Below are 18,679 nucleotides of genomic sequence, written 5' to 3'. Positions count from 1 at the left end.
GTGAGAACCTGGCGTGTCGATGGTTTACTTGGGAGGCCAACACTTTTGGCTCGGTCCGACAAAGTTCTCACGTATGCTTCCAATTATACCGCTCCAACTGGGAGAAATGGGGATCATCCCCATTGTCGGATTAATACTGTTGGCCATTGCCGTGGTGACCGTCTGGCAGATGGTCGTCATTACCGACGCGACTGAGAAGAAAGCCCTCACCGTCCTCGGGGAGTATCGGAAGCTCCTCGAACCCGGGATCGCGTTCGTGCCCCCGTTCGTCTCGGCGACTCACACCTTCGACATGCGGACACAGACCTTAGACGTCCCGCGCCAGGAAGCGATCACGCGGGACAACTCCCCGGTGACCGCCGACGCCGTCGTCTACATCAAGGTCATGGACGCAAAGAAGGCGTTCCTCGAAGTCGACGACTACAAACGGGCTGTCTCGAACCTCGCCCAGACGACGCTGCGGGCCGTCCTTGGCGACATGGAACTGGACGACACGCTGAACAAACGCCAGGAGATCAACGCCAAGATCCGCCGGGAACTCGACGAACCCACAGACGAGTGGGGCATCCGCGTCGAGAGCGTCGAAGTCCGGGAGGTCAACCCGAGCAAGGACGTCCAGCAGGCCATGGAGCAACAGACCTCCGCCGAGCGCCGCCGCCGCGCCATGATCCTCGAAGCCCAGGGTGAACGCCGCTCCGCCGTCGAGGAGGCCCAGGGTGAGAAGCAATCGAACATCATCCGTGCCCAGGGTGAAAAGCAGAGCCAGATCCTCGAAGCCCAGGGTGACGCAATTTCGACCGTCCTGCGCGCCAAATCCGCCGAGTCGATGGGCGAACGGGCGGTCATCGAACGTGGGATGGAGACCCTCGAAACGATCGGCGAAGGCGAGTCGACGAAGTTCGTCCTGCCACAGGAACTGACGTCGCTCGTCGGCCGGTACGGCAAGCACCTGACGGGTTCAGACACCCAGACCGACAGCGAGATGCTCGAAGGCCTCGACTTCGACGAAGAGACCCGCGAGATGCTCGGCCTGGACGACATCGAAAAGATCCTCGGCCAGATCGATCAGGAAGCCGAAGTGGACGTCGCAGAGATGGAAGAGCAGGCCCAGGCAGTCAAATCCGGCGCGGAAACGGCCGACATCAAGAACCCCGACGAAGTGATCGAGGAGATGGACGCCGACCTCGAAGCCGACGACAGCTGACCAGAGGCGAAGCCGTTTTGTCACTCGGTACCGTCTTCCCCGATAATGGCCGACGAGCCAGTCGACGAGAGCAAGCGGGCGACGCTTCGTCGATTCGCGGCACTGGGGGCCGCCAGCCCGCTCGTTGCCCTCGCTGATTCAGGAAGCGACAGCACTGCCCCGGATGCCATCGCCGGCTATCTCTCGCGGACGCCCGGGGCACACTTCTCGAAGATTCGCGACGATTTGCAACTGGGAACGGGCGAGACCCAGCACCACCTCCGCCAGCTACTCACCGAGGGGACGATCGAAAGCGAGCGCGACGGGGAGTATCGGCGGTTCTTCCCGGCCGACCGCTTCGACGCCTTCGAGCGAACTGCCCTGGGGTATCTCCGTCGTGAGACGCCACGCGGGATGATCGTCACTCTCCTCGAACGACCGGATGCGACCGCCAGTGAGGTTGCCGATCGCCTAGACGTTTCGACCCCGACCGTCAGCAAACACGCCGGGCGACTCGAAGAAGCAGGTCTCCTGACGCGAGAAGACGGCTACGAACTCAGACAGCCCGAGACGCTCCTGTTGCTCGTCGTTCAGTACGCGGACTCGTTTGGCCCGGACGCCATCGCTTTTGCGGCCACTGCCGACGAGCACATCTCTTATGAAACATAACGCGACGCTCTCAGGCGTCGACCATCCAGGTCGTCGACGAGGAGTACCCCCACTTCTCGACGGAGATGTCGAAGTTGCCCTCCGCAATCGCCGTCATGTTCGTCCCGACTTCCTTGGCCGATAAGTCGAGTTCCTCGCCGATGAGCCGTGATTTGAAGTACGTTTGGTCGTCGGCGTTGCCACGAAGATACTCGAGGATCCGGCGTTGTTTCTTCGAGAGCGGCTGGGTTTCGTTGTCACCGACGGTTCGAACACTCATATCTGCTAGTTCGGCCGAGACCGGTTTAGGGGATTTGGTACAGTCGGTTAAACCGGATGCTGTCTGTCGATTTTCATTCGACGGTATCGCGATTATAGGGGTGAGCGGCCCGTCGTCCGGTCCGGTCTGGTACAGGCGGGAAAACAGGAGGGAGGGGCTTAGATGTCTTCTTCGATGATCTCGCCGACGGCGAAGTTCGACTTGACTTCGGTGACTTCGACTTTGACACGATCACCCACGTCAGCACCGGGGACGATGATGACGTAGCCACGCTCGACACGGGCGATACCGTCGCCTTGCTTGCCGATGTCTTCGATTTCGACGTACCTGATTTCGCCGTTTTCGACCGGCGGCTGGGGCTCTGACGGTGGCCCCTCGCTGGTCGGCTGTTCTTCGGCCGATTCCGCGTCGCCGGAGATGACCGCAACCCGGTAGGTGTCCCCGGGATCGATCGAGCCGGTCTCGATTTCCCGGCGAGGGACTTCGACGACGTATCGGTCGTCTTCGGCCGTCACTTCCGCACTGAACAGACACAAGAGCTTCTCTGAGATTTCCACAGTCAATCCTCCGTTCGCGGCGTCGGCGCCCTCCCTAAAGAACTTGACGACGCCATCCCCGGTAGAGAGTGTCGGTAACTCGGCTCAATCGGACAGTTACCGCCCTGGCAGTGGACTTTTAGCGTGGCTGGGCGAGAGAGGGCGTATGGACGACCTCCAGGCCGTTGGCCTCGGGACGATGGGTATCGACGACCCCGCGACGATCGAGACAGCGATCGAGCTCGGGTACCGCCACCTCGATACGGCCCAGATTTACGACAACGAGTCCATCGTTGGCGAGGGGATCGAACGATCGGCGCTCGATCGAGACGCCCTCTTCGTGGCGACGAAAGTGTGGATCGACAAGCTTGGGCCAGAGAGCATCGAGGAATCGACGGCGGCCAGTCTGGACCGATTGGGACTGGCGAACGTCGATCTGCTGTCTGTCCACCGACCCCGTGGTGACTACGACCCCGAAACGACGTTGCCGGCCTTCGACGACCTCCGGGCGCGGGGCGTGATCGAACACGTCGGCGTCTCGAATTTCACCGTCGAGCAACTCGAAACCGCCCGTGAATACCTGGCGGCACCGATCTTCGCCAATCAGGTCGAGTACCACCCATTGTACCAGCCAACGGCGGCACTCGCGGACGCCCAGGCCCACGACTACTATCTCGTAGCATATTCGCCGCTGGCAAACGGGCGAGCGAACGACATCCCCGAAGTCGTCGAGATCGCCGACAAACACGATGTGACACCGCAGGCGGTCTGTCTCGCCTGGCTCACTGCAAAGGATAATCTCGTCACGATCCCGAAAGCGAGCAGGGAAACGCACCTGCGTGCGAATCGCGAGGCCCCAGACCTGACGCTCGATCCGGCGGATCACGAGACGATCGACAGTATCCAACGCGAGGACGAAATCTTCCCGGAGTGACGCGCTATCGACGGTGTGGCTCGGCAGTCATCGTGATCCATCCAGGGACGTCCCGTCCGGTCGTTTCTGCCCCTCCGAATCGTGGACGACTACGCCATCGGCGTCGACTGGCTCGTAGTTGTCCCGGACCGCGATAGCCTCTTCGAGTTCTCGAATCGCCCGCTCTTTGAGGGTTGCCGCCAGTTCCTCGGCTTCTTCCCGCGTGATATCCCGGCCGAGTCCTTCACACTCGTGGGCACGGACTGGGCCATCGGTGTCGACAACGCTGCCCATCGGCTCGCTCGTACCGACATCGTCCTCGCCGAGTGTGATACTGAACGGGTAGGTCTCACAGAGGAGCGGTCGATCGTCGTAGATCGAACACGCCTCGCCGTCGGCGTCGTAGAACGTACAATCACCACAAGCGTCGGTCTGGAGCGCCCACTCGAAGGTATCGCCACTCGGGTCGTCGTCCGCGAGTCCGAACGGCATCGGGCGAGCGATGTCCCGCCAGTCGTACTCCTCGGAAGCTTGAACCGCTCGGATTTCGTCGGGAAAGACCGTCGCCGTATGCTCCTCGCCCATCCCGCGACAGCAGTGCCCACAGCGCGTACACTCGAAGCCGATTCGGTGCACAGCCTCGGCAATCTCACCCACGTCCAACTCGCGGGCGGCGGCCAACTCGGATTCGAGCGTCATACAACCGGTATCCGATCAGGGGAGAAAAACGCGTCGGGCCGCGACCGGGGCCGGTTCACTCGCTGGTCAGGTAGTACACCTGTTTGCGGGCGTCACGGAAGCTGTACCGAGCCGAAACGAGTTCGGCATCTTCCAGCCGATTCAGTGCGTACCGGACGGTCCGATCGGGCAGGAGTGACTCTTCGGCGAGTTCGCCCTGCGAGAGTGGCTGGTCCGTCTCCAGAACTTTCGCGATCAACTTTGCGCTCGGTGGCAGTTCGCGCAGGCGCTCACGGAACTCCGCGGCCGTGAGGACGACTTCCGTCCGGGACCCGTCTTCGACTGTCGTGCTCATATCTCTCAGGTCACCGGCAGCGACTGGTAAAGTTTGTCTATATGGAAGACATAATTCCTTAATTCATTTAAGGTCATTCGCCCCGTCGAGAGCGATAGCGATCAATACCGTTTTAGTCACCCCGAGGTGAACACGGAGTAGCGTGAAAGGACAGGAGTGGTACCAGGCCGACGAGATCGCCGAGGCCTACGAGGACAAGCGATTCTCAGGTGGCGGACGGCTCATCGATCGCCGCGAGAAGCGAGCGGTACTCGAAGCGATCGGCCCCGTCGAGGACAAACGAGTCCTCGAAATTGCCTGCGGGACCGGCCGCTTTACCGTCATGCTCGCCGAGCGCGGCGCTGACGTCGTCGGTCTGGACATCTCGACACCGATGCTCCAGCAGGGCCGAGAGAAGGCCCGGGCGGCCGGCGTCGACGAGCATCTCCAGTTTTTCCGGGGCGACGCCGGGCGGCTCCCGTTCCCCGACGATCACTTCGACGCCGTGGTGGCGATGCGGTTTTTCCACCTCGCAGATACGCCGGGTGCGTATCTTGCGGAGATGCGGCGGGTCTCCAAGGAGGTCGTCTTCTTCGATACGTTCAACCGCTTTAGTGCCCGATCGGTTTACAACTGGGCGCTCCCGATGGGGTCGCGACTGTACTCCCGATGGGAAGTCGACAACTTGCTCGAGGAAGCCGCTCTCGAGCTCGTCGGGTCAGATCACGACTTCATCGTGCCGTATGGGTTCTACCGAGCGATCCCCGACGGGCTCGCCTCGGCGTTCCGGAGCGTCGATCGGGCGGTGGGTGCGGTCCCGGGTGGCGATCGACTGGCGTCAGTCTCCTACTGGAACTGTCGGGTCTGAGGCGGATCCGATCCCGCGACGTTTTTAGTCGTCCATAGCGCTATAGCGTACTATGGACCTGTCCGTGGTCGTCCCGACACTCAACGGGCGCGAACAACTGGCGGCGACGCTCGATTCGCTGTCCGCCAACGCGCCCGACGCCGAGGTGATCGTCGTCAACGGTCCCTCGACGGACGGCACGACAGGTATGGTTCGCCAGCGCGACGATGTCGACGTCCTCGTCGAGATCGCCGACCGCTCGGTCAACGCCGCACGGAACGCTGGGATCGAGTACGCCTCGGGGGACGCCATTACACTTCTCAATCAGGGACTGTCCCTGACCGACTCCTGGCTGGATGCCCTCGAATCCGGTTTCCAGCGTGCTCCTGTCGTCACCGGACCGACTCACCGGCCGGTTCGGGCCGGAAAGACGACCGAGGATGCCGAAACACGCACCATCTGTGGCCGGTCGATCACGTACGTCAACCCCGGCAATCTGGCCGTCACGCGGAAGCTGATCGATGACCTCGACGGATTCGACGAATACCTTGCGGTCGGTGGTGCACGCGACCTCTCACACCGTATCGCCGGGATGGATCGAGACGTGACTTTCGAGCGCCGGATGGCCGTCGAAGCAGTCGTCGGCGCCGATGGCGGGAGTCCGGAGGAAGACTGGGGTTGGAAGTATCGCTCGCTCGCCTATCGCCTCGTGAAAAACTACGGGGTCCGCCCCTCGATCGTGGGCCGTCTCGGCCGCCACGCCGTCGGTGACGCCGCCGATACGTTCCGAGACCTTCTCGACGGTGAGCGTCCTGCTTCGGCGTGGCTTGCCAGTGGCCGTGACGTCCTCGTTGGGAACACTACCGGGTTCAAGGACGGACTGGTCGCCCGGGCGAGCGATCGCACAGATCGACGCAATCCACACGGACGGTCCGTCCACCGCGATCGGGTCGTCACCGATTACGACACCAGGTGACGACCGCGACCAGGGACTCGGGGGCGTCTACGGCGCCAGGGCGTCGACGACGCGACTCGGATTTTTCGAGAGTACTTTCACCATCGCGTCCTCGGGCACGTCGAGCGTTAGTATCTCCATGATCGCCACGGTTGGATGTGCACACGGTGCCCCACTCCCGAACATGATCCGGTCCGGGTGTTCCCGAAGCGCGCGTTCGATCGGCTCTCGGAACCGGACGAAGCTCGTGTCCAGATAGCACTGGTCGTTGCGATCGAGCAGCGCGATGGCTTCGTCCATGCGGTCCCGTCGGAGCGGGTACCCGCCGAAGTGGGCGACGATCGTCGGAATATCGTACGAGAGGATCGTCTCTTCGACCGACATCGGGGGAAACGACTCGCCGCCGTGGACGATCAGCGGGAGGCCCGCGTCTTCGAGCGCTTCGAAGACGGCCTCGTCGGGGAGTCCGTCTGCCTCGGGATGGAGCTTGAATCCGACGAACCGGTCGTCGTAGGCGTACTGTTCGATATCCGCGGGTGACGTGTGCTCGTCTTCGCGGCTCGCAGTGAGATTTCGTAGGCGCGATCCTGGCCCCTCCCCTGGGTCCCGCGGCCCGTTGATGCGGGCGACGGCCACGAACGGGCGCCCGACACTCATTCTGGCGATCGCGTTGTTGGCTTTCAAGTAGTCGTCTGTCTGGGTGTCCGGGAACACCAGCGAGCGAACGATTCCCGCCTGATGCATCTCCCGTTCTAGGCGTTCCGGACTGCCGGCGGCCTCACCTGATCGGCTGTCGGCCCCAGGCTCGAGTCTGGCGTGGACGTCGACCACCCGGAACTCGTGTTCCAGCTCCAGCATCTCCCCCGAACTACCGCAGGTTGCGGTATTAAATCATCGTTCCCGACCAACGATCGGCTCGAGTCCACGCTTCCCTCAGTGGCCGTCGTTCTCTGGGACGTATCGCCAGTGAGGACGGCTGTCCCTCCATGTCCATCGTTAGATCCTGTCGGTGAGGAAATTAGAGCGGGCGAAACTACTGACAGGCTACGGGCTGTCTGCCGGCTCAATCGGCGAGCATCGACAGTGCCCGCGGCGGATCGCCATTCATCCGTTCGAGCAGCGACCGACAGTGGTCTTTGACCGTCGTGTCGACCTCGACGTGTACCATCCCTGCGCCCGGTTGACCATAGACGACGCTCGCTCCATCCGGTGCGGCTACAATCGCTGGGAGGGTTGCCAGATCTTCCTCGCCGTAGACGGTAACAATCGTCGGCGGCCCACCATCGAGCGCCGCGAGGAGTGCCTCGAGCAGGGACACCGTCAGCGTCGCCGAGGGATTGGCGACTTCGAAGCGACGATCGAACCACGCTTCTCCGTTGCCGACGACCGTCTTTCTGACACCGTTATCGATCGCCGATCGCTCGGTCCGCTCGTCGACGAATGCCACGTCTGGCGGACGGCCAGCTTCGACGAGATGATAGGTTACCATGTCGCCAACGGCGATCACCGACTCGCCGGCAACCGAAAGCAGGGCCGCTGGCTCCTCGAAGATCGGCCCCAGCGGATCCTTGAGTTCGGCTCGCAACCCATCTGGTAACTCGAGGACGATCTCGGTTTCCGGTTGGGACTCGGCGCTTTTGACGTCAACAGTTGCACCGCTTTCCGCCTCCGTAGATGGCTCGTCCGTCACGATCTATCTGACCTTCAGCGCGTACTTGCCGGCTTCGCTAACGTCCATTTCCGCAGCGATCTCGCTGTCTGCTGGGTGGGCGATCACGACGTACCCTGCCCAGTCTTCGGTGAGGGAGCTCGATCCACAAGCCTGGCAGATCTCGACTTCCGGCTGGTCTTGGACGCGGTGACACTCCCGACAGACGTACCGGTCAGCCATCAGTTCTCACCCGCAGTCTTCTCACGTTCCTTGCGCTCCTCGTCGAGCCAGCCGTGCTTGCCCAGCCCCACCTGCTTTGCGGTGAGACCGATCTTCGAATCACGGGGATTGCGCTCGTCGATAGACTTGGTGACGATGCGTGCACGAACGCTGTCACCGACCGTCATCGACCGGTTTGAGTCCCGGGAGGCAAGCGTCTGGTTCTCCTCGTCGTATGCCAGATACTCATCGGAGATCTGGGAGACGTGGAGAAGTCCATCCACCGGTCCGATCCCGACGAACGCACCGAAGCTGACGACTTCGACGATCTCGCCGTCGACGACTTCCTGCATCTGGGGATCGAACGTGAGTGCGTCGAACTCGGCTTCGTAGTAGACGCCGGGCTCGTTGGGGACGACCGCCCCTTCACCGACGTCGTGGACCTCGGTCACACTGACGACGCTGCCGACGTCCTCGTCCATGCGACCCTCCAGTTTGTCTTGCAGTAGTTTCTTCACCAGCTCCGGCGTCACGTCCGCCAGATGCTCGGGCGGTACCTCGACCGTATCGCGGAGACGAACCCGTTTGTACATGTTATGGTTGAGTGATCGCGAGTTTGTTCCGGCCCCTTAAACCAATTACTGGAACGTCTTGGGCCAGCAGCCGTTCTTTGAGTGGCCCATCGTTGGTGACGGCGTAGGTCTCTTCGGCAGTGGCGAGTTCCAGTACCGCATCGTCAGCGTAGTCGACCTCGTGATCGCGGACTGTACAGCGATCGACGAGATCCCGACCGACACTCGCCGCCGTGGCTTCCTCGGACGCACCCGCAGAGAGGTCGTCGAGTTCGGCAACGACGGCCCGGGGAACCAGCCGCTGGCCGGCACCCAGTAACCGATCGAGTTCCTCGAAAACTCGAACGTCACATTCGACAGGCATCATCAGGGCGTTTGTATCCAGTACAGCAGTCATCCACGGAGCCGTCCGATGCCGATCAGCCGCCAGCGTGCGCCGATCCGCCGGTTGATGGCGATCGTCGCATCTTCGTGGGCACAGACCGGGCGCTTCAGGGCGACTTCGGCCTCCCCGTCGCGGGCGCTCGTGACCGAACCGACGGTCGTCGCCGTACCGATCGTCAGCATGAGTGGCTCACCAGTCGAGATCTCCTCGATATCGTCGTTATCTTCCCCGACGATCCGATCGAGCAACTGGATGTCCATCGTGAAGCTATCGTGAACCGGCGGCAGCGTTCCGGGCGGGCCAGCGACCTGTCCCGCGAGTGCATCGCCTTTCGTCAACGCCGGGTCGAGTCCGGTGCCGACGCCAAGCAAGCCACCGGGTGTTACCTCCTCGACACCCTCGCCGCCGGCCTGCAACGAGCGAGCCGTCGTCGTGACCGGCCGCCACTCTGACTGGCCTTCCTCTTCGACTTCGCGTCCGGGTCGTAGCTCCAGTTCGTCGTCGGGCGCCAAGCGGCCCTGGACGAGACTGCCACCTAGAACGCCGCCCATCAGCGAATCCCACGTCGTACCCGGCCGATTGATGTCGAAGCTCCGCGCGACCAGCATCTCGGGATCGGCGTCGGGGTCGCGGTCGGGCGTGGGGATCTCTTCTTCGACGGCCTCGATGAGGAGATCCATGTTCACGCCTTGCCCGGCGCTGATCGGGACGATCGGCGCATCCTCGGCAACCGTCCCCTCGACGAAGTCTTGAATCTGCTGGTAGTTCTCCCGGGCGCGCTCGGCGTCGACCAGATCGACCTTGTTCTGGGCGACGACGATGTTGTCGATCCCGATGATGTCCAGTGCCATCAGGTGCTCTTCGGTCTGTGCCTGCGGGACGTCTTCGGTCGCCGAGATGACGAGGACGGCTCCGTCCATGATGGCCGCGCCGGCCAGCATCGTCGCCATCAGCGTCTCGTGGCCCGGCGCGTCGACGAACGAGACGGTTCGAAGTACCTCCGTCTCGCTGTCGTGCTCCGAACACGTCTCTGCGACGGTATAGCCGGCTGGCTGTCCACAGTCCGGACAGCTCCGGAACGTCGCATCGGCATACCCAAGCCGGATCGAGATCCCGCGTTTCATTTCCTCGGAGTGTTGGTCCGTCCACTCCCCGCTCAAGGCCTCGACCAGCGTGGTCTTGCCGTGGTCGACGTGCCCGACCAGTCCGATGTTCACCTCCGGTTGTCCGTGTGTTCCCGTCATCTCCACAGTAATCGTGCCCGAACTTTCCCCCGTGGCGAAGATAAACTTACTGTTCTTGGGTCGCTGACTCGAGTGGGTCCAATCGACAGGCAGACTCAGCTATCGCCCCGGTGGGTCCACCCGGCTCGGACGCGCCGGTTTGCCAGCACGACGAGGGGACCGTCTGATCTAACTCTCTTTGTGTGACCAGTTTCGATCATCGTGCTTGGCCATATTCTAACGCTCTCGAAATGGCCAGGGGCACTGGCGTTCTCCGTAGAGCGTGTCCGCTACGAGCGCGACCCTCCAATCGAGCGCGATGATAGTTTCGCCCGAACGACTAGCCAGGCCGTCGAACGCCAGTGTGCGATCGAAACTGTGGGCGGCAGTTTCCGCCCGTTCCGCGGTACTTAGTGGCTTGGCGCCCTACAGGGTTGGTATGGAATGGCGTCTCAGTGCGATGGTGGTTCTGATCGCGCTGGCGGGGTGTAGCGGCTTCGGCGGCGAGACCCCGACAGAGACGTTGAGCCCTGTTCCTGTTCCAAGCGAGGCCCCCGAAAGCGGCCCCGGGTCGACGATCCTCCCCGGTATCTCGCCCGACGGGACAATCGAGTCGGCTGTGTTAGCGGATGCCCACCGCAGTGCCCTCAGGAACCGCTCGTTCGTCTGGACGGAGTCTTACGAACGGCGCGCCCGCTTCGGTAGCGTGACGGATCGAAAACAGGCCGATCGGCACCTCGTTTTCGAAAGTCCAACGGAGTACTTCTACAGTGCTTCGGAGCCCGTTCTCTGGCGTGACAGCACCTCCGTGTTCCTCGATGGCAGTGCAGTCTACGCTGACGGCGACTATCGATATATTCGCCGTTCTGCCGACGGTGACGTCCGATACGATCGCCGGTCGTTGGATACTGCTGCGCCAGCACGCTTCCGATCGCTCTCGGCACGGGCAGTCGAGCGCTATCTCGCCCTTGACTCGGTCGATGTGACGCCGATCCAGGTGGCTGGAACGCGCCAGTACCGCTTGGTCGGCGGACGCCCGGCCGGCAACTGGAGTGACCAGCTCGATGCGTTCAACGTCACTGCTCGCGTCACAGCTGAGGGGCTCGTCCGCAATCTCTCGGTGTCGTACGCCCTCGGCGGTAACAGTTCCTCTCGATACATCACCTATCAGTTTGACTTCACGGCAGTCGGTGCCGCGAGTCCGACCGAGCCGCCGTGGCTGACGGCCGCCAGAAACGCCCCCGACGCACCGACTGTGAGCGGCTGGAAACGCCCAATGCTGCTTTCGGTCGCGAGTGTGTTGGGGTCCGCCCCTGTGGGGTCGACCGCCACCGTTCCGGTCTCATCGCGAACGTGAAACGGTTCGCCTTCCGTTCCCATCTCTTCGATATGATAATTGGACTCTCGGTTATCACCCGTACTGCCCGCGTCTCTGTCATGGTGCTCCCACTCGTACGTCAGACACGTCTGCTCGGCGTATTTTCCTGTTACAGTCCCGTTGAGTTCCGCCGCCGTCCGGTGAACTCGACGGGACCGTCGCTGGCTGTTTTGACAGTCTGGATATCATCCGGATCGTTCTGTCTGAGACGGAACGCTCTGTAGAAGTGCGTGCCCCCGAACAGTACTGTTGGCAGGATGACCACCACGACGAGAACCACAATCACCAGTGGTATTGTCACAGATATATCGATCGTTGATTCGACGACAACATAACCGATTCACCGACGTCTCTCTGTGAGAAACGAAGTCACCGTGCTGACTGCACTCTCTGTATGCCGGTCTTCTGTAGTCGCAATTCCCTCATACGTTTTACCCCGGTTGTACCGCAGTAAATGGGCTGTGAATGGTTCTACGACGTGGCCCTCATGCACTGTCACACTGACTGACTCGCGGCGGTGGCGACGGTCGGCTCCGGCCCGCAGGGGCTTTAGTCCCCCAGTGGCTACCGGAGTGCAATGAGCCAGCCAAGTCCGGACGTCTACGAGGAGGGGCGGGGCATGGACGCCCACAACCAGGTGATGCGGGAGATCCGTGCCCGCAACGATGCGTCGTACGAACCCGACGAACCGACGAGAGTCTGGATCGACGAGGACAACACGCCAGCGGGCGTGCTCGATTCGCTGACGATCGTCCTCAACACCGGCGGGTGTCGCTGGGCGCGAGCCGGCGGGTGTACGATGTGTGGCTACGTCGCCGAGAGTGTCGACGGCGGGACGGTTGCCCACGAGGACCTCCTCGCCCAGATCGACGCCGCTCTCGACCAGGAACGTGAGACCCACGACGGGACCTGCCGGCAGATCAAGATCTACACCTCGGGTAGTTTCCTCGACGAACGGGAGGTCCCCGCCGAGACGCGAGCAGCCATCGCCGACCGATTTGGCGACCGCGACCGGATCGTCGTCGAGTCGCTGCCCGATTTCGTCGACCGCGAGAAGATCGCCGACTTCCGCGACCAGGACCTCGAAACCGACGTCGCGATCGGCTTAGAGACCGCGACCGATCGGGTTCGTCACGACTGCATCAACAAGTACTTCGACTTTGCCGATTTCGAGGCTGCTTGTGAGGAAGCTGTCGCCGCCGACGCCGGCGTGAAGGCGTACCTGCTCATGAAACCACCCTTCCTCAGCGAACGCGAGGCGATCGAAGACATGATCTCTTCGATCGAGCGTTGCGGGGCCGTCGAGGGGTGTCACACCGTCTCGATGAACCCGACGAACGTCCAGCGCTACACGATGGTCGAACAACTCTACTTCGATGGCGGCTATCGCCCGCCGTGGCTCTGGAGCGTCGTCGAAGTGCTCCGAGAGACCGCCGATCAGGCCGTGACGGTCGTCTCCGACCCCGTCGGACACGGCTCAGACCGGGGGCCACATAACTGCGGGGAGTGTGACGATCACGTTCAGACCGCGATCAAGGACTTCAACCTCCGGCAAGACGAGAGTGTCTTCGCACAAGTCGACTGTGCGTGTGAGCGTACGTGGGAGGAAGTACGGGACCGCGAGCGAAGTTACTCGCTTCCCTTGGCACAATAAGGTCGTTCTCGTTGTCGCTGGCTCAATGCGGTCGATCAGGCGAACCCTTCCAGCACGCCTCGGCCGTCCGTCGGACCGATATCTGGCAGGGACATGCGCTCGGGGTGGGGCATCATGACGGCGACGGACTCGTCCTCGCCAGTGACGCCCGCGACGTTGTGTTTCGAGCCGTTGGGATTTGCGTCGGGCGTGACCGCCCCGTCGGGCTCACAGTACCGAAACAGGATGCGGTCGTCGGCTTCGAGGGTGTCGAGCCGATCGTCGCTGATCTCGAAGCGGCCTTCGCCGTGGGCGATCGGCAATTGGATGATCTCGCCCTCGTCGTAGGCACGGGTCCACGGCGTGTCGGCGTTTTCGACCCGGAGGTGGACGTGTTCACACTGGAAGCGAGCGCTCTCGTTGGTCGTGAACGCGCCGGGTGTCAGTGAGGCTTCACAGCCGATCTGGGCGCCGTTGCAGATGCCAAGGACAGGCGTCCCGGCGTCGGCGGCCGCACGGACCCCGTCCATGATCGGCGACTGGGCGGCCATCGCGCCTGCACGCAAGAAGTCACCGTACGAGAACCCGCCGGGAAGGACGATGCCCTCGACGCCCTCGGGTAAGTCGTCTTCGTGCCAGACCAGTTCTGCCTCGACGCCGACGGACTCCAGTGCCTGGACGGTATCTCGGTCGCAGTTACTCCCGCCAAACTGGATTACAGCCACCGTCATCGTTGTTCGACGTCGATTTCGTAGTCGTGGATCGTTGGATTCGCCAATAGGCGCTCGGTCATCGCTTCGGCACGCTCGTGAGCCGTCTCGTCGTCGGTCGCTTCGAAGTCGATCTCGAAGCGCTCGGCCGAGCGCAGCGACTCCAGTTCGAACCCGAGCCGTTCCAGGGCTTGCTGGGTCGTCTCGGCCTCGGGATCGAGGACCCCCGCCTTGAGCCTGACAGTGACGATCGCCGTATAGCCAGTCATCGCCTGAACGGGAGAGGCCACCCGCGAAAACTCTTGTGGAACGCCGTTGGCACCGCTGGGCTGTCGGTGGGGAGTACGTATGCCGCTCCGCCTGGGTGCTCTCCGCTCGGAGTGGACTTCCTGGATTCGTCTCTATTACCTTTGAAGGCACTCCTCTAGCCACAATCGAGGGAAGCTTTATCTGCGCTACGTCACAATTTCTAGGCACTATGGAGCCTGCGTTTCTTTTGGCGCCCCCGGTCGCGTTTGGGCTGTTCTTACTGCTAGTCGCCCTTATTGATCGTGTTGGCGACATGATCTCGACTGAGCGGGTGAATCCGGGCGACGCGCTCGAGACGTCGTGGGCGAGTGGCGAGGCCCACCCCAACCGAGCAACTGAGCCCCGCTATCGCATGTATCATATCGGGATTGGCTTTACGATCGTCCACGTCGCCGTCTTGCTGGTCGCAACAGTTCCCGTCACCGTCGAGGGCGCTGTCCTGGCTCTGCCGCTGCTGGCGGTCGTGGGGCTTGGATTGTTCGCGTTGCTCGATTCGGATACGCCACACCCAGGGAGGTAACACACATGGGACGCATCATCGATTGGGCACGGAATCGGTCGCCGTGGATACTCCACCTCAACTGCGGGAGTTGCAACGGCTGTGATATCGAGACGCTCGATGCACTGATGCCGCGGTACGACATCGAACGGTTTGGAATCCTCAAGAAAGACACACCCCGACACGCAGACATCCTTGTTGCGACTGGTCCCGTCACCAAGCAGATGGCCCCCCGGCTCGAGCGCGTCTACGAGCAGATGCCCGAGCCGAAACTGGTGCTCGCTGCCGGTTCGTGTGCATCGACTGGCGGTGTCTTCCACGACTGCTATAACTGTCACGAGGGCGTCGACGACGTCATCCCCGTGGATATGTACGTCCCCGGCTGTCCAACCTCGCCGGAGGCACTGATCGACGGGATCGTCAAACTGCTTGACGAGGCTGGCCAGAAAGCACAGGCCGAACGGCTCGCCGACGCCAAACCCGAGATCATCGAAGAAGGCGCACGGATCGATCAGGCCGTCCCGGCCCCCGACGAATCGACCGCACAACCGAGTGCCGAGGATAGCCAGGAGGGGCAAACGGATGAATCCGAGCCAGTTGAAGCGTGAGCTCGACGAGCAGTTCGCCGACGTGCTCGCCGCCTCGAACGAACGCGAGGACGGCCGCCTGGAGTTCATCCTGGCGGACCGAGACAACCTCGGAACGGCAGTTCGGACGCTTCGAGACGCCGGCATCACGCACCTGATCACCATCACCGGTGTCGACAGCGACGAGCAAGTCGACGTCCTGTATCACTTCCTCAAGTACGGTGAGTACGATGCTGGCGACCTCGGAGAGGGTATCGAACTGACACTCCGGGTGACTGTGCCCGATGCGGACCCAACCATCGAGACCATCTCCGATCAGATCCCGGCTGCGGGCCTCTACGAACGCGAACTGATGGACATGCTCGGTGTCGAGGTGGCGGGCCATCCCAACCCCAAGAAACTCCTGTTGCCTGACGACTACGACGGTGGGCCACCGCTCCGGGCCGAGAACGTCGAGGTGACCGACTGATGGCAGACCAATCTGCCGGGACGGAGATTCCGGTCGGCCCCCAGCACCCCTCGCTGAAAGAGCCCGCCAACTTCACCCTGACCGTCGACGGCGAGGTCATCACCGGCGCGGAGATGAAACTCTCGTACAACCACCGCGGGATCGAGCAGGCCGTACTGGGTAACTCCTACATCGAGAACATCTACCTGCTCGAACGGATCTGCGGGATCTGCTCACACGCCCATACCTCGGCGTTCACGCAGGGCGTCGAGGAGCTGCTGGATCTGGACGTCCCACCCCGTGCCCGCTATATCCGGACGCTGATCGGGGAACTCGAACGCATCCACAGCCACATGCTCTGGCTCGGCGTCGCGGGCCACGAGATCGGCTTCGATACGCTCTGGCAGTACGCCTGGCGCGATCGGGAGATCGTGATGGACCTCTTAGAGGAGATCACGGGCAACCGCGTCCACTACTCGATCAACACGATCGGCGGCGTTCGCGAGGACCTGACCGACGAGCAGCGTGAGACGGTCCTTGAGGGCATGGACGACCTGCAAGAGCGGATCGACTTCTATCAGGAGACGGTTCCCAACGAGCAAACCGTCCGGATGCGCTGTGAAGACGTCGGGATCGTGCCGGAAGACCTCGCCCGGGAATACTGTGCGGTCGGGGCGGTCGGCCGCGCTTCCGGCGTCCCGACGGACGTTCGCAAGGACGCCCCGTACGCCGCCTACGACGACGTTGACTTCGACGTGATCACCGATGACCGAGGCGACCTACTGGCCCGGACGGTCGTCCGGATCGGTGAGATCGCCCAGGCAATCAGGATCATTCGGCAGGTCACAGAACGGATCCCAGCGGGCGACCTGAAAGCCAGCGCGAAACCGCCCCAGGCGTTGCTCGCCCAGGTGCCCGAAGACGACGTTGTCAGCCGCTACGAGGCACCTCGCGGGGAGTTGATTCACTACATCCGCTCGGATGGGACGGACACGCCCGCCCGCGTCCACATCCGAGTCCCGACCCTGGCCAACTGGCCGACCGTCGTCGAGTCGCTGAAAGGGAGTTACATCGCGGACACGCCGATCGTCGTCGCGGGGATCGATCCCTGCATCTCCTGTACGTCCCGGATCGGCGTCGAGACCGACGGCAGCCACGGCGGCGAGAATGCCTTCGATCTGGACGAACTCCGGGCATACGGCATCGAGTGGTACGACGAGCGCGGCGATGTCGAGCGACCGTCAGTCGATGCCCAGAGAGGTGAGCGTCCGTGAGTCTGGAACTCGATCTGGCGACCGGGTTGCTGTATCTGCTGGTGTTTCCCGGGTTCGCGTTCCTGTTCGCCTACGGCCTGACCGCTGAGTTCCTCGACCGGAAGTTGTACGCACGCCTACAGAACCGCGTCGGCCCGCCGCCGCTACAGCCCCTGGCGGACTTCCTGAAACTGCTCTCGAAGGAATCGGTCGTCCCGGAGAACGCGACCGCCCGCATCTACAACGCTGCCCCGTTGACGGGGCTCGCTGGCGTGTTCACCGCGATGTTGTACATTCCGGTTTGGACCGAACAGGCTGCATTTGCCTTCGAGGGTGATCTGGTCGTCGTCCTCTTTTTCCTCTCGTTGCCGTCCTTTTCGCTGTTTTTCGGCGGCTGGTACTCCGGGAACGTCTTCAGCCGGATCGGGACCACGCGGACGATAACCCAGTTGTTCGGCTACGAGATCCCGTTCTTCCTGGCGGCATTTGCGCCCGCCGTTGCTGCCGGGTCGCTGTCGACCTCCGAGATCACCACCTTCATCGGGGCCAACCCCTGGTACGTCGCGGTGCTGCTACCGGCCTTTGCGATCGCGCTGCTCTCCCTGCAGGCCAAACTCGAACGTATCCCCTTCGACATTCCCGAAGCCGAGACGGAACTGGCGACGGGGACGCTCGTCGAATACTCGGGCCGGAAGCTGGCGCTGTTCCGCCTGACGAAAGACGTCGAGCTGGTCGTCGGCGCGGCACTGCTGTCGGCGCTGTTCCTCGGTGGCCCGTATCCTGCGGGGGCGATCGAGGGGACAGTCGGCATCGCGGCGGGCGTGGTGATCTTCCTCGCCAAGACGCTCGCAGTCATCGCGCTGCTGACGGTGCTGAAGGCCGTCGTCGCCCGCCTGCGTATCGAGCAGATGGTCGGCGTCTTCTACCGGGTACTCGTCCCGGTGACGTTGGCCCAGATCGCCGTCGTCCTGCTGGTCGGACTGTACACGGAGGGACTGATCCCATGAGCATTCCAGGCAAACTCATTCCAGAAGCACTGAAAACGCTGGGCAAAGACCGCGCGACCGTATCGTACCCGAAAGACAAGCGGACCATGCCCGATCGGTTCCGCGGGGCCGTCGAGTTCGAACCCGACCCCTGTACCGGCTGTGGCATGTGCGAGCGCCACTGTGCGGCCGACGCGATCACCGTCGAGACCGACGCTGACGGCAACGTCACCTGGTGTTACGACGTCGCCAAGTGCATGTTCTGTGGCCAGTGTGAGGAATCCTGCCCGACCGACGCCATCGAGATGGGGCAGAAATTCGAACTCGCCGGCAGCGACAAGCCGCGTTTCGAAGAGCGCTACACGTTCGAGCGGTGACCGTCACTCGCTGAGTGCCCGTTACGCCTTGATCGAGCGGCAAAGATTCGCGCGTGCTCGGGGACAGATAACACA

At 62.6% G+C, this 18,679-nt stretch carries 25 protein-coding genes; 13 read left to right on the top strand and 12 right to left on the bottom strand.

Features of this window, described 5'->3' with window-relative positions; genetic code table 11:
* Nucleotides 1–73 precede the first annotated feature (73 nt).
* Both FR699_RS06085 and FR699_RS06080 read left to right on the top strand, forming a co-directional pair.
* On the top strand, nt 74–1,204 hold the full coding sequence (locus FR699_RS06085) for an SPFH domain-containing protein (protein WP_158854733.1): 1,131 nt from the start codon (nt 74–76) through the stop codon (nt 1,202–1,204).
* 45 nt (nt 1,205–1,249) lie between these two features.
* A complete protein-coding gene (locus tag FR699_RS06080; RefSeq protein WP_154551294.1) occupies nt 1,250–1,852 on the top strand; it encodes a MarR family transcriptional regulator in 603 nt (200 codons plus the stop codon).
* A 10-nt stretch (nt 1,853–1,862) separates the two neighbouring features.
* Here the strand turns inward: FR699_RS06080 and FR699_RS06075 are convergent, their stop codons facing one another.
* Both FR699_RS06075 and FR699_RS06070 read right to left on the bottom strand, forming a co-directional pair.
* Nucleotides 1,863–2,111 carry a hypothetical protein gene (locus FR699_RS06075; protein WP_154551295.1) on the bottom strand — a complete coding sequence of 83 codons (249 nt, stop codon included), beginning with the start codon at nt 2,109–2,111 and terminating at the stop codon, nt 1,863–1,865.
* A 158-nt stretch (nt 2,112–2,269) separates the two neighbouring features.
* Nucleotides 2,270–2,668 carry a TRAM domain-containing protein gene (locus FR699_RS06070; protein WP_154551296.1) on the bottom strand — a complete coding sequence of 133 codons (399 nt, stop codon included), beginning with the start codon at nt 2,666–2,668 and terminating at the stop codon, nt 2,270–2,272.
* 145 nt (nt 2,669–2,813) lie between these two features.
* Here FR699_RS06070 and FR699_RS06065 point away from each other — a divergent pair, with 145 nt between their 5' ends.
* Nucleotides 2,814–3,581 carry an aldo/keto reductase gene (locus FR699_RS06065; RefSeq protein ID WP_199268291.1) on the top strand — a complete coding sequence of 256 codons (768 nt, stop codon included), beginning with the start codon at nt 2,814–2,816 and terminating at the stop codon, nt 3,579–3,581.
* Between the two features lie 27 nt (nt 3,582–3,608).
* Here the strand turns inward: FR699_RS06065 and FR699_RS06060 are convergent, their stop codons facing one another.
* Nucleotides 3,609–4,259 carry a YkgJ family cysteine cluster protein gene (locus FR699_RS06060; RefSeq protein WP_158854731.1) on the bottom strand — a complete coding sequence of 217 codons (651 nt, stop codon included), beginning with the start codon at nt 4,257–4,259 and terminating at the stop codon, nt 3,609–3,611.
* 55 nt (nt 4,260–4,314) lie between these two features.
* The gene (locus tag FR699_RS06055) at nt 4,315–4,593 is read right to left on the bottom strand and encodes a helix-turn-helix domain-containing protein (protein WP_154551298.1); all 279 of its coding nucleotides are present in this window, start codon (nt 4,591–4,593) and stop codon (nt 4,315–4,317) included.
* A gap of 142 nt (nt 4,594–4,735) precedes the next feature.
* Between FR699_RS06055 and FR699_RS06050 the strand changes: the two genes are divergently transcribed.
* Nucleotides 4,736–5,440, top strand: coding sequence for a class I SAM-dependent methyltransferase (locus tag FR699_RS06050; protein ID WP_154551299.1), 705 nt, complete (start codon nt 4,736–4,738; stop codon nt 5,438–5,440).
* Nucleotides 5,441–5,492: 52 nt separating this feature from the next.
* Nucleotides 5,493–6,395 carry a glycosyltransferase family 2 protein gene (locus tag FR699_RS06045; protein WP_154551300.1) on the top strand — a complete coding sequence of 301 codons (903 nt, stop codon included), beginning with the start codon at nt 5,493–5,495 and terminating at the stop codon, nt 6,393–6,395.
* Nucleotides 6,396–6,422: 27 nt separating this feature from the next.
* Here the strand turns inward: FR699_RS06045 and FR699_RS06040 are convergent, their stop codons facing one another.
* From FR699_RS06040 to FR699_RS06015, 6 genes are all read right to left on the bottom strand, one after another.
* Nucleotides 6,423–7,232: an amidohydrolase family protein gene (locus FR699_RS06040; RefSeq protein WP_154551301.1), complete on the bottom strand. Its 810-nt coding sequence runs from the start codon at nt 7,230–7,232 to the stop codon at nt 6,423–6,425.
* A gap of 205 nt (nt 7,233–7,437) precedes the next feature.
* Nucleotides 7,438–7,983 carry a GTP-dependent dephospho-CoA kinase family protein gene (locus FR699_RS06035; RefSeq protein WP_233263417.1) on the bottom strand — a complete coding sequence of 182 codons (546 nt, stop codon included), beginning with the start codon at nt 7,981–7,983 and terminating at the stop codon, nt 7,438–7,440.
* An 84-nt stretch (nt 7,984–8,067) separates the two neighbouring features.
* Nucleotides 8,068–8,268 carry a transcription elongation factor subunit Spt4 gene (gene spt4, locus FR699_RS06030; protein WP_154551303.1) on the bottom strand — a complete coding sequence of 67 codons (201 nt, stop codon included), beginning with the start codon at nt 8,266–8,268 and terminating at the stop codon, nt 8,068–8,070.
* Complete coding sequence (locus FR699_RS06025) at nt 8,265–8,837, bottom strand: DNA-directed RNA polymerase (protein WP_154551304.1); 573 nt, start codon at nt 8,835–8,837, stop codon at nt 8,265–8,267. The genes spt4 and FR699_RS06025 overlap by 4 nt, the downstream gene beginning before the upstream one ends.
* 1 nt (nt 8,838) lies before the next feature.
* Nucleotides 8,839–9,213 carry a PIN domain-containing protein gene (locus tag FR699_RS06020; protein ID WP_154551305.1) on the bottom strand — a complete coding sequence of 125 codons (375 nt, stop codon included), beginning with the start codon at nt 9,211–9,213 and terminating at the stop codon, nt 8,839–8,841.
* Nucleotides 9,210–10,445: a translation initiation factor IF-2 subunit gamma gene (locus FR699_RS06015; RefSeq protein ID WP_154551306.1), complete on the bottom strand. Its 1,236-nt coding sequence runs from the start codon at nt 10,443–10,445 to the stop codon at nt 9,210–9,212. The genes FR699_RS06020 and FR699_RS06015 overlap by 4 nt, the downstream gene beginning before the upstream one ends.
* A 418-nt stretch (nt 10,446–10,863) precedes the next feature.
* Here FR699_RS06015 and FR699_RS06010 point away from each other — a divergent pair, with 418 nt between their 5' ends.
* Both FR699_RS06010 and FR699_RS06005 read left to right on the top strand, forming a co-directional pair.
* Nucleotides 10,864–11,781, top strand: a complete 918-nt coding sequence (locus FR699_RS06010) for a hypothetical protein (RefSeq protein ID WP_158854727.1) — start codon at nt 10,864–10,866, stop codon at nt 11,779–11,781.
* Between the two features lie 598 nt (nt 11,782–12,379).
* Entirely contained in the window at nt 12,380–13,456 is a 1,077-nt protein-coding gene (locus FR699_RS06005) for an archaeosine biosynthesis radical SAM protein RaSEA (protein WP_158854725.1), read from the top strand.
* A 35-nt stretch (nt 13,457–13,491) separates the two neighbouring features.
* Here FR699_RS06005 and purQ read toward each other — a convergent pair whose 3' ends face one another.
* A complete protein-coding gene (gene purQ / locus FR699_RS06000; RefSeq protein ID WP_154551309.1) occupies nt 13,492–14,166 on the bottom strand; it encodes a phosphoribosylformylglycinamidine synthase I in 675 nt (224 codons plus the stop codon).
* Complete coding sequence (gene purS, locus FR699_RS05995; protein ID WP_154551310.1) at nt 14,163–14,414, bottom strand: phosphoribosylformylglycinamidine synthase subunit PurS; 252 nt, start codon at nt 14,412–14,414, stop codon at nt 14,163–14,165. The genes purQ and purS overlap by 4 nt, the downstream gene beginning before the upstream one ends.
* A gap of 293 nt (nt 14,415–14,707) precedes the next feature.
* Between purS and FR699_RS05990 the strand changes: the two genes are divergently transcribed.
* Genes FR699_RS05990 through FR699_RS05965 form a run of 6 tightly spaced genes read left to right on the top strand, consistent with a single transcriptional unit; the run spans nt 14,708 to nt 18,604 of the window.
* Nucleotides 14,708–14,974, top strand: coding sequence for a hypothetical protein (locus tag FR699_RS05990; protein ID WP_229770517.1), 267 nt, complete (start codon nt 14,708–14,710; stop codon nt 14,972–14,974).
* 5 nt (nt 14,975–14,979) lie between these two features.
* The gene (locus tag FR699_RS05985; protein WP_158854723.1) at nt 14,980–15,561 is read left to right on the top strand and encodes an NADH-quinone oxidoreductase subunit B family protein; all 582 of its coding nucleotides are present in this window, start codon (nt 14,980–14,982) and stop codon (nt 15,559–15,561) included.
* Nucleotides 15,536–16,009, top strand: coding sequence for an NADH-quinone oxidoreductase subunit C (locus FR699_RS05980; protein ID WP_158854721.1), 474 nt, complete (start codon nt 15,536–15,538; stop codon nt 16,007–16,009). The genes FR699_RS05985 and FR699_RS05980 overlap by 26 nt, the downstream gene beginning before the upstream one ends.
* On the top strand, nt 16,009–17,262 hold the full coding sequence (locus FR699_RS05975) for a nickel-dependent hydrogenase large subunit (RefSeq protein WP_158854719.1): 1,254 nt from the start codon (nt 16,009–16,011) through the stop codon (nt 17,260–17,262). The genes FR699_RS05980 and FR699_RS05975 overlap by 1 nt, the downstream gene beginning before the upstream one ends.
* On the top strand, nt 17,259–18,248 hold the full coding sequence (locus FR699_RS05970) for a complex I subunit 1 family protein (RefSeq protein WP_158854717.1): 990 nt from the start codon (nt 17,259–17,261) through the stop codon (nt 18,246–18,248). Before FR699_RS05975 ends, FR699_RS05970 begins: the two co-directional genes overlap by 4 nt.
* The gene (locus FR699_RS05965) at nt 18,245–18,604 is read left to right on the top strand and encodes a 4Fe-4S binding protein (RefSeq protein WP_154551316.1); all 360 of its coding nucleotides are present in this window, start codon (nt 18,245–18,247) and stop codon (nt 18,602–18,604) included. The genes FR699_RS05970 and FR699_RS05965 overlap by 4 nt, the downstream gene beginning before the upstream one ends.
* Nucleotides 18,605–18,679 lie beyond the last annotated feature (75 nt).

Origin of the sequence: Halorhabdus sp. CUG00001 (assembly GCF_009797925.1) — an archaeon.
Classification (GTDB): domain Archaea; phylum Halobacteriota; class Halobacteria; order Halobacteriales; family Haloarculaceae; genus Halorhabdus.
This window is presented reverse-complemented; position numbering and strand designations above follow the sequence as displayed.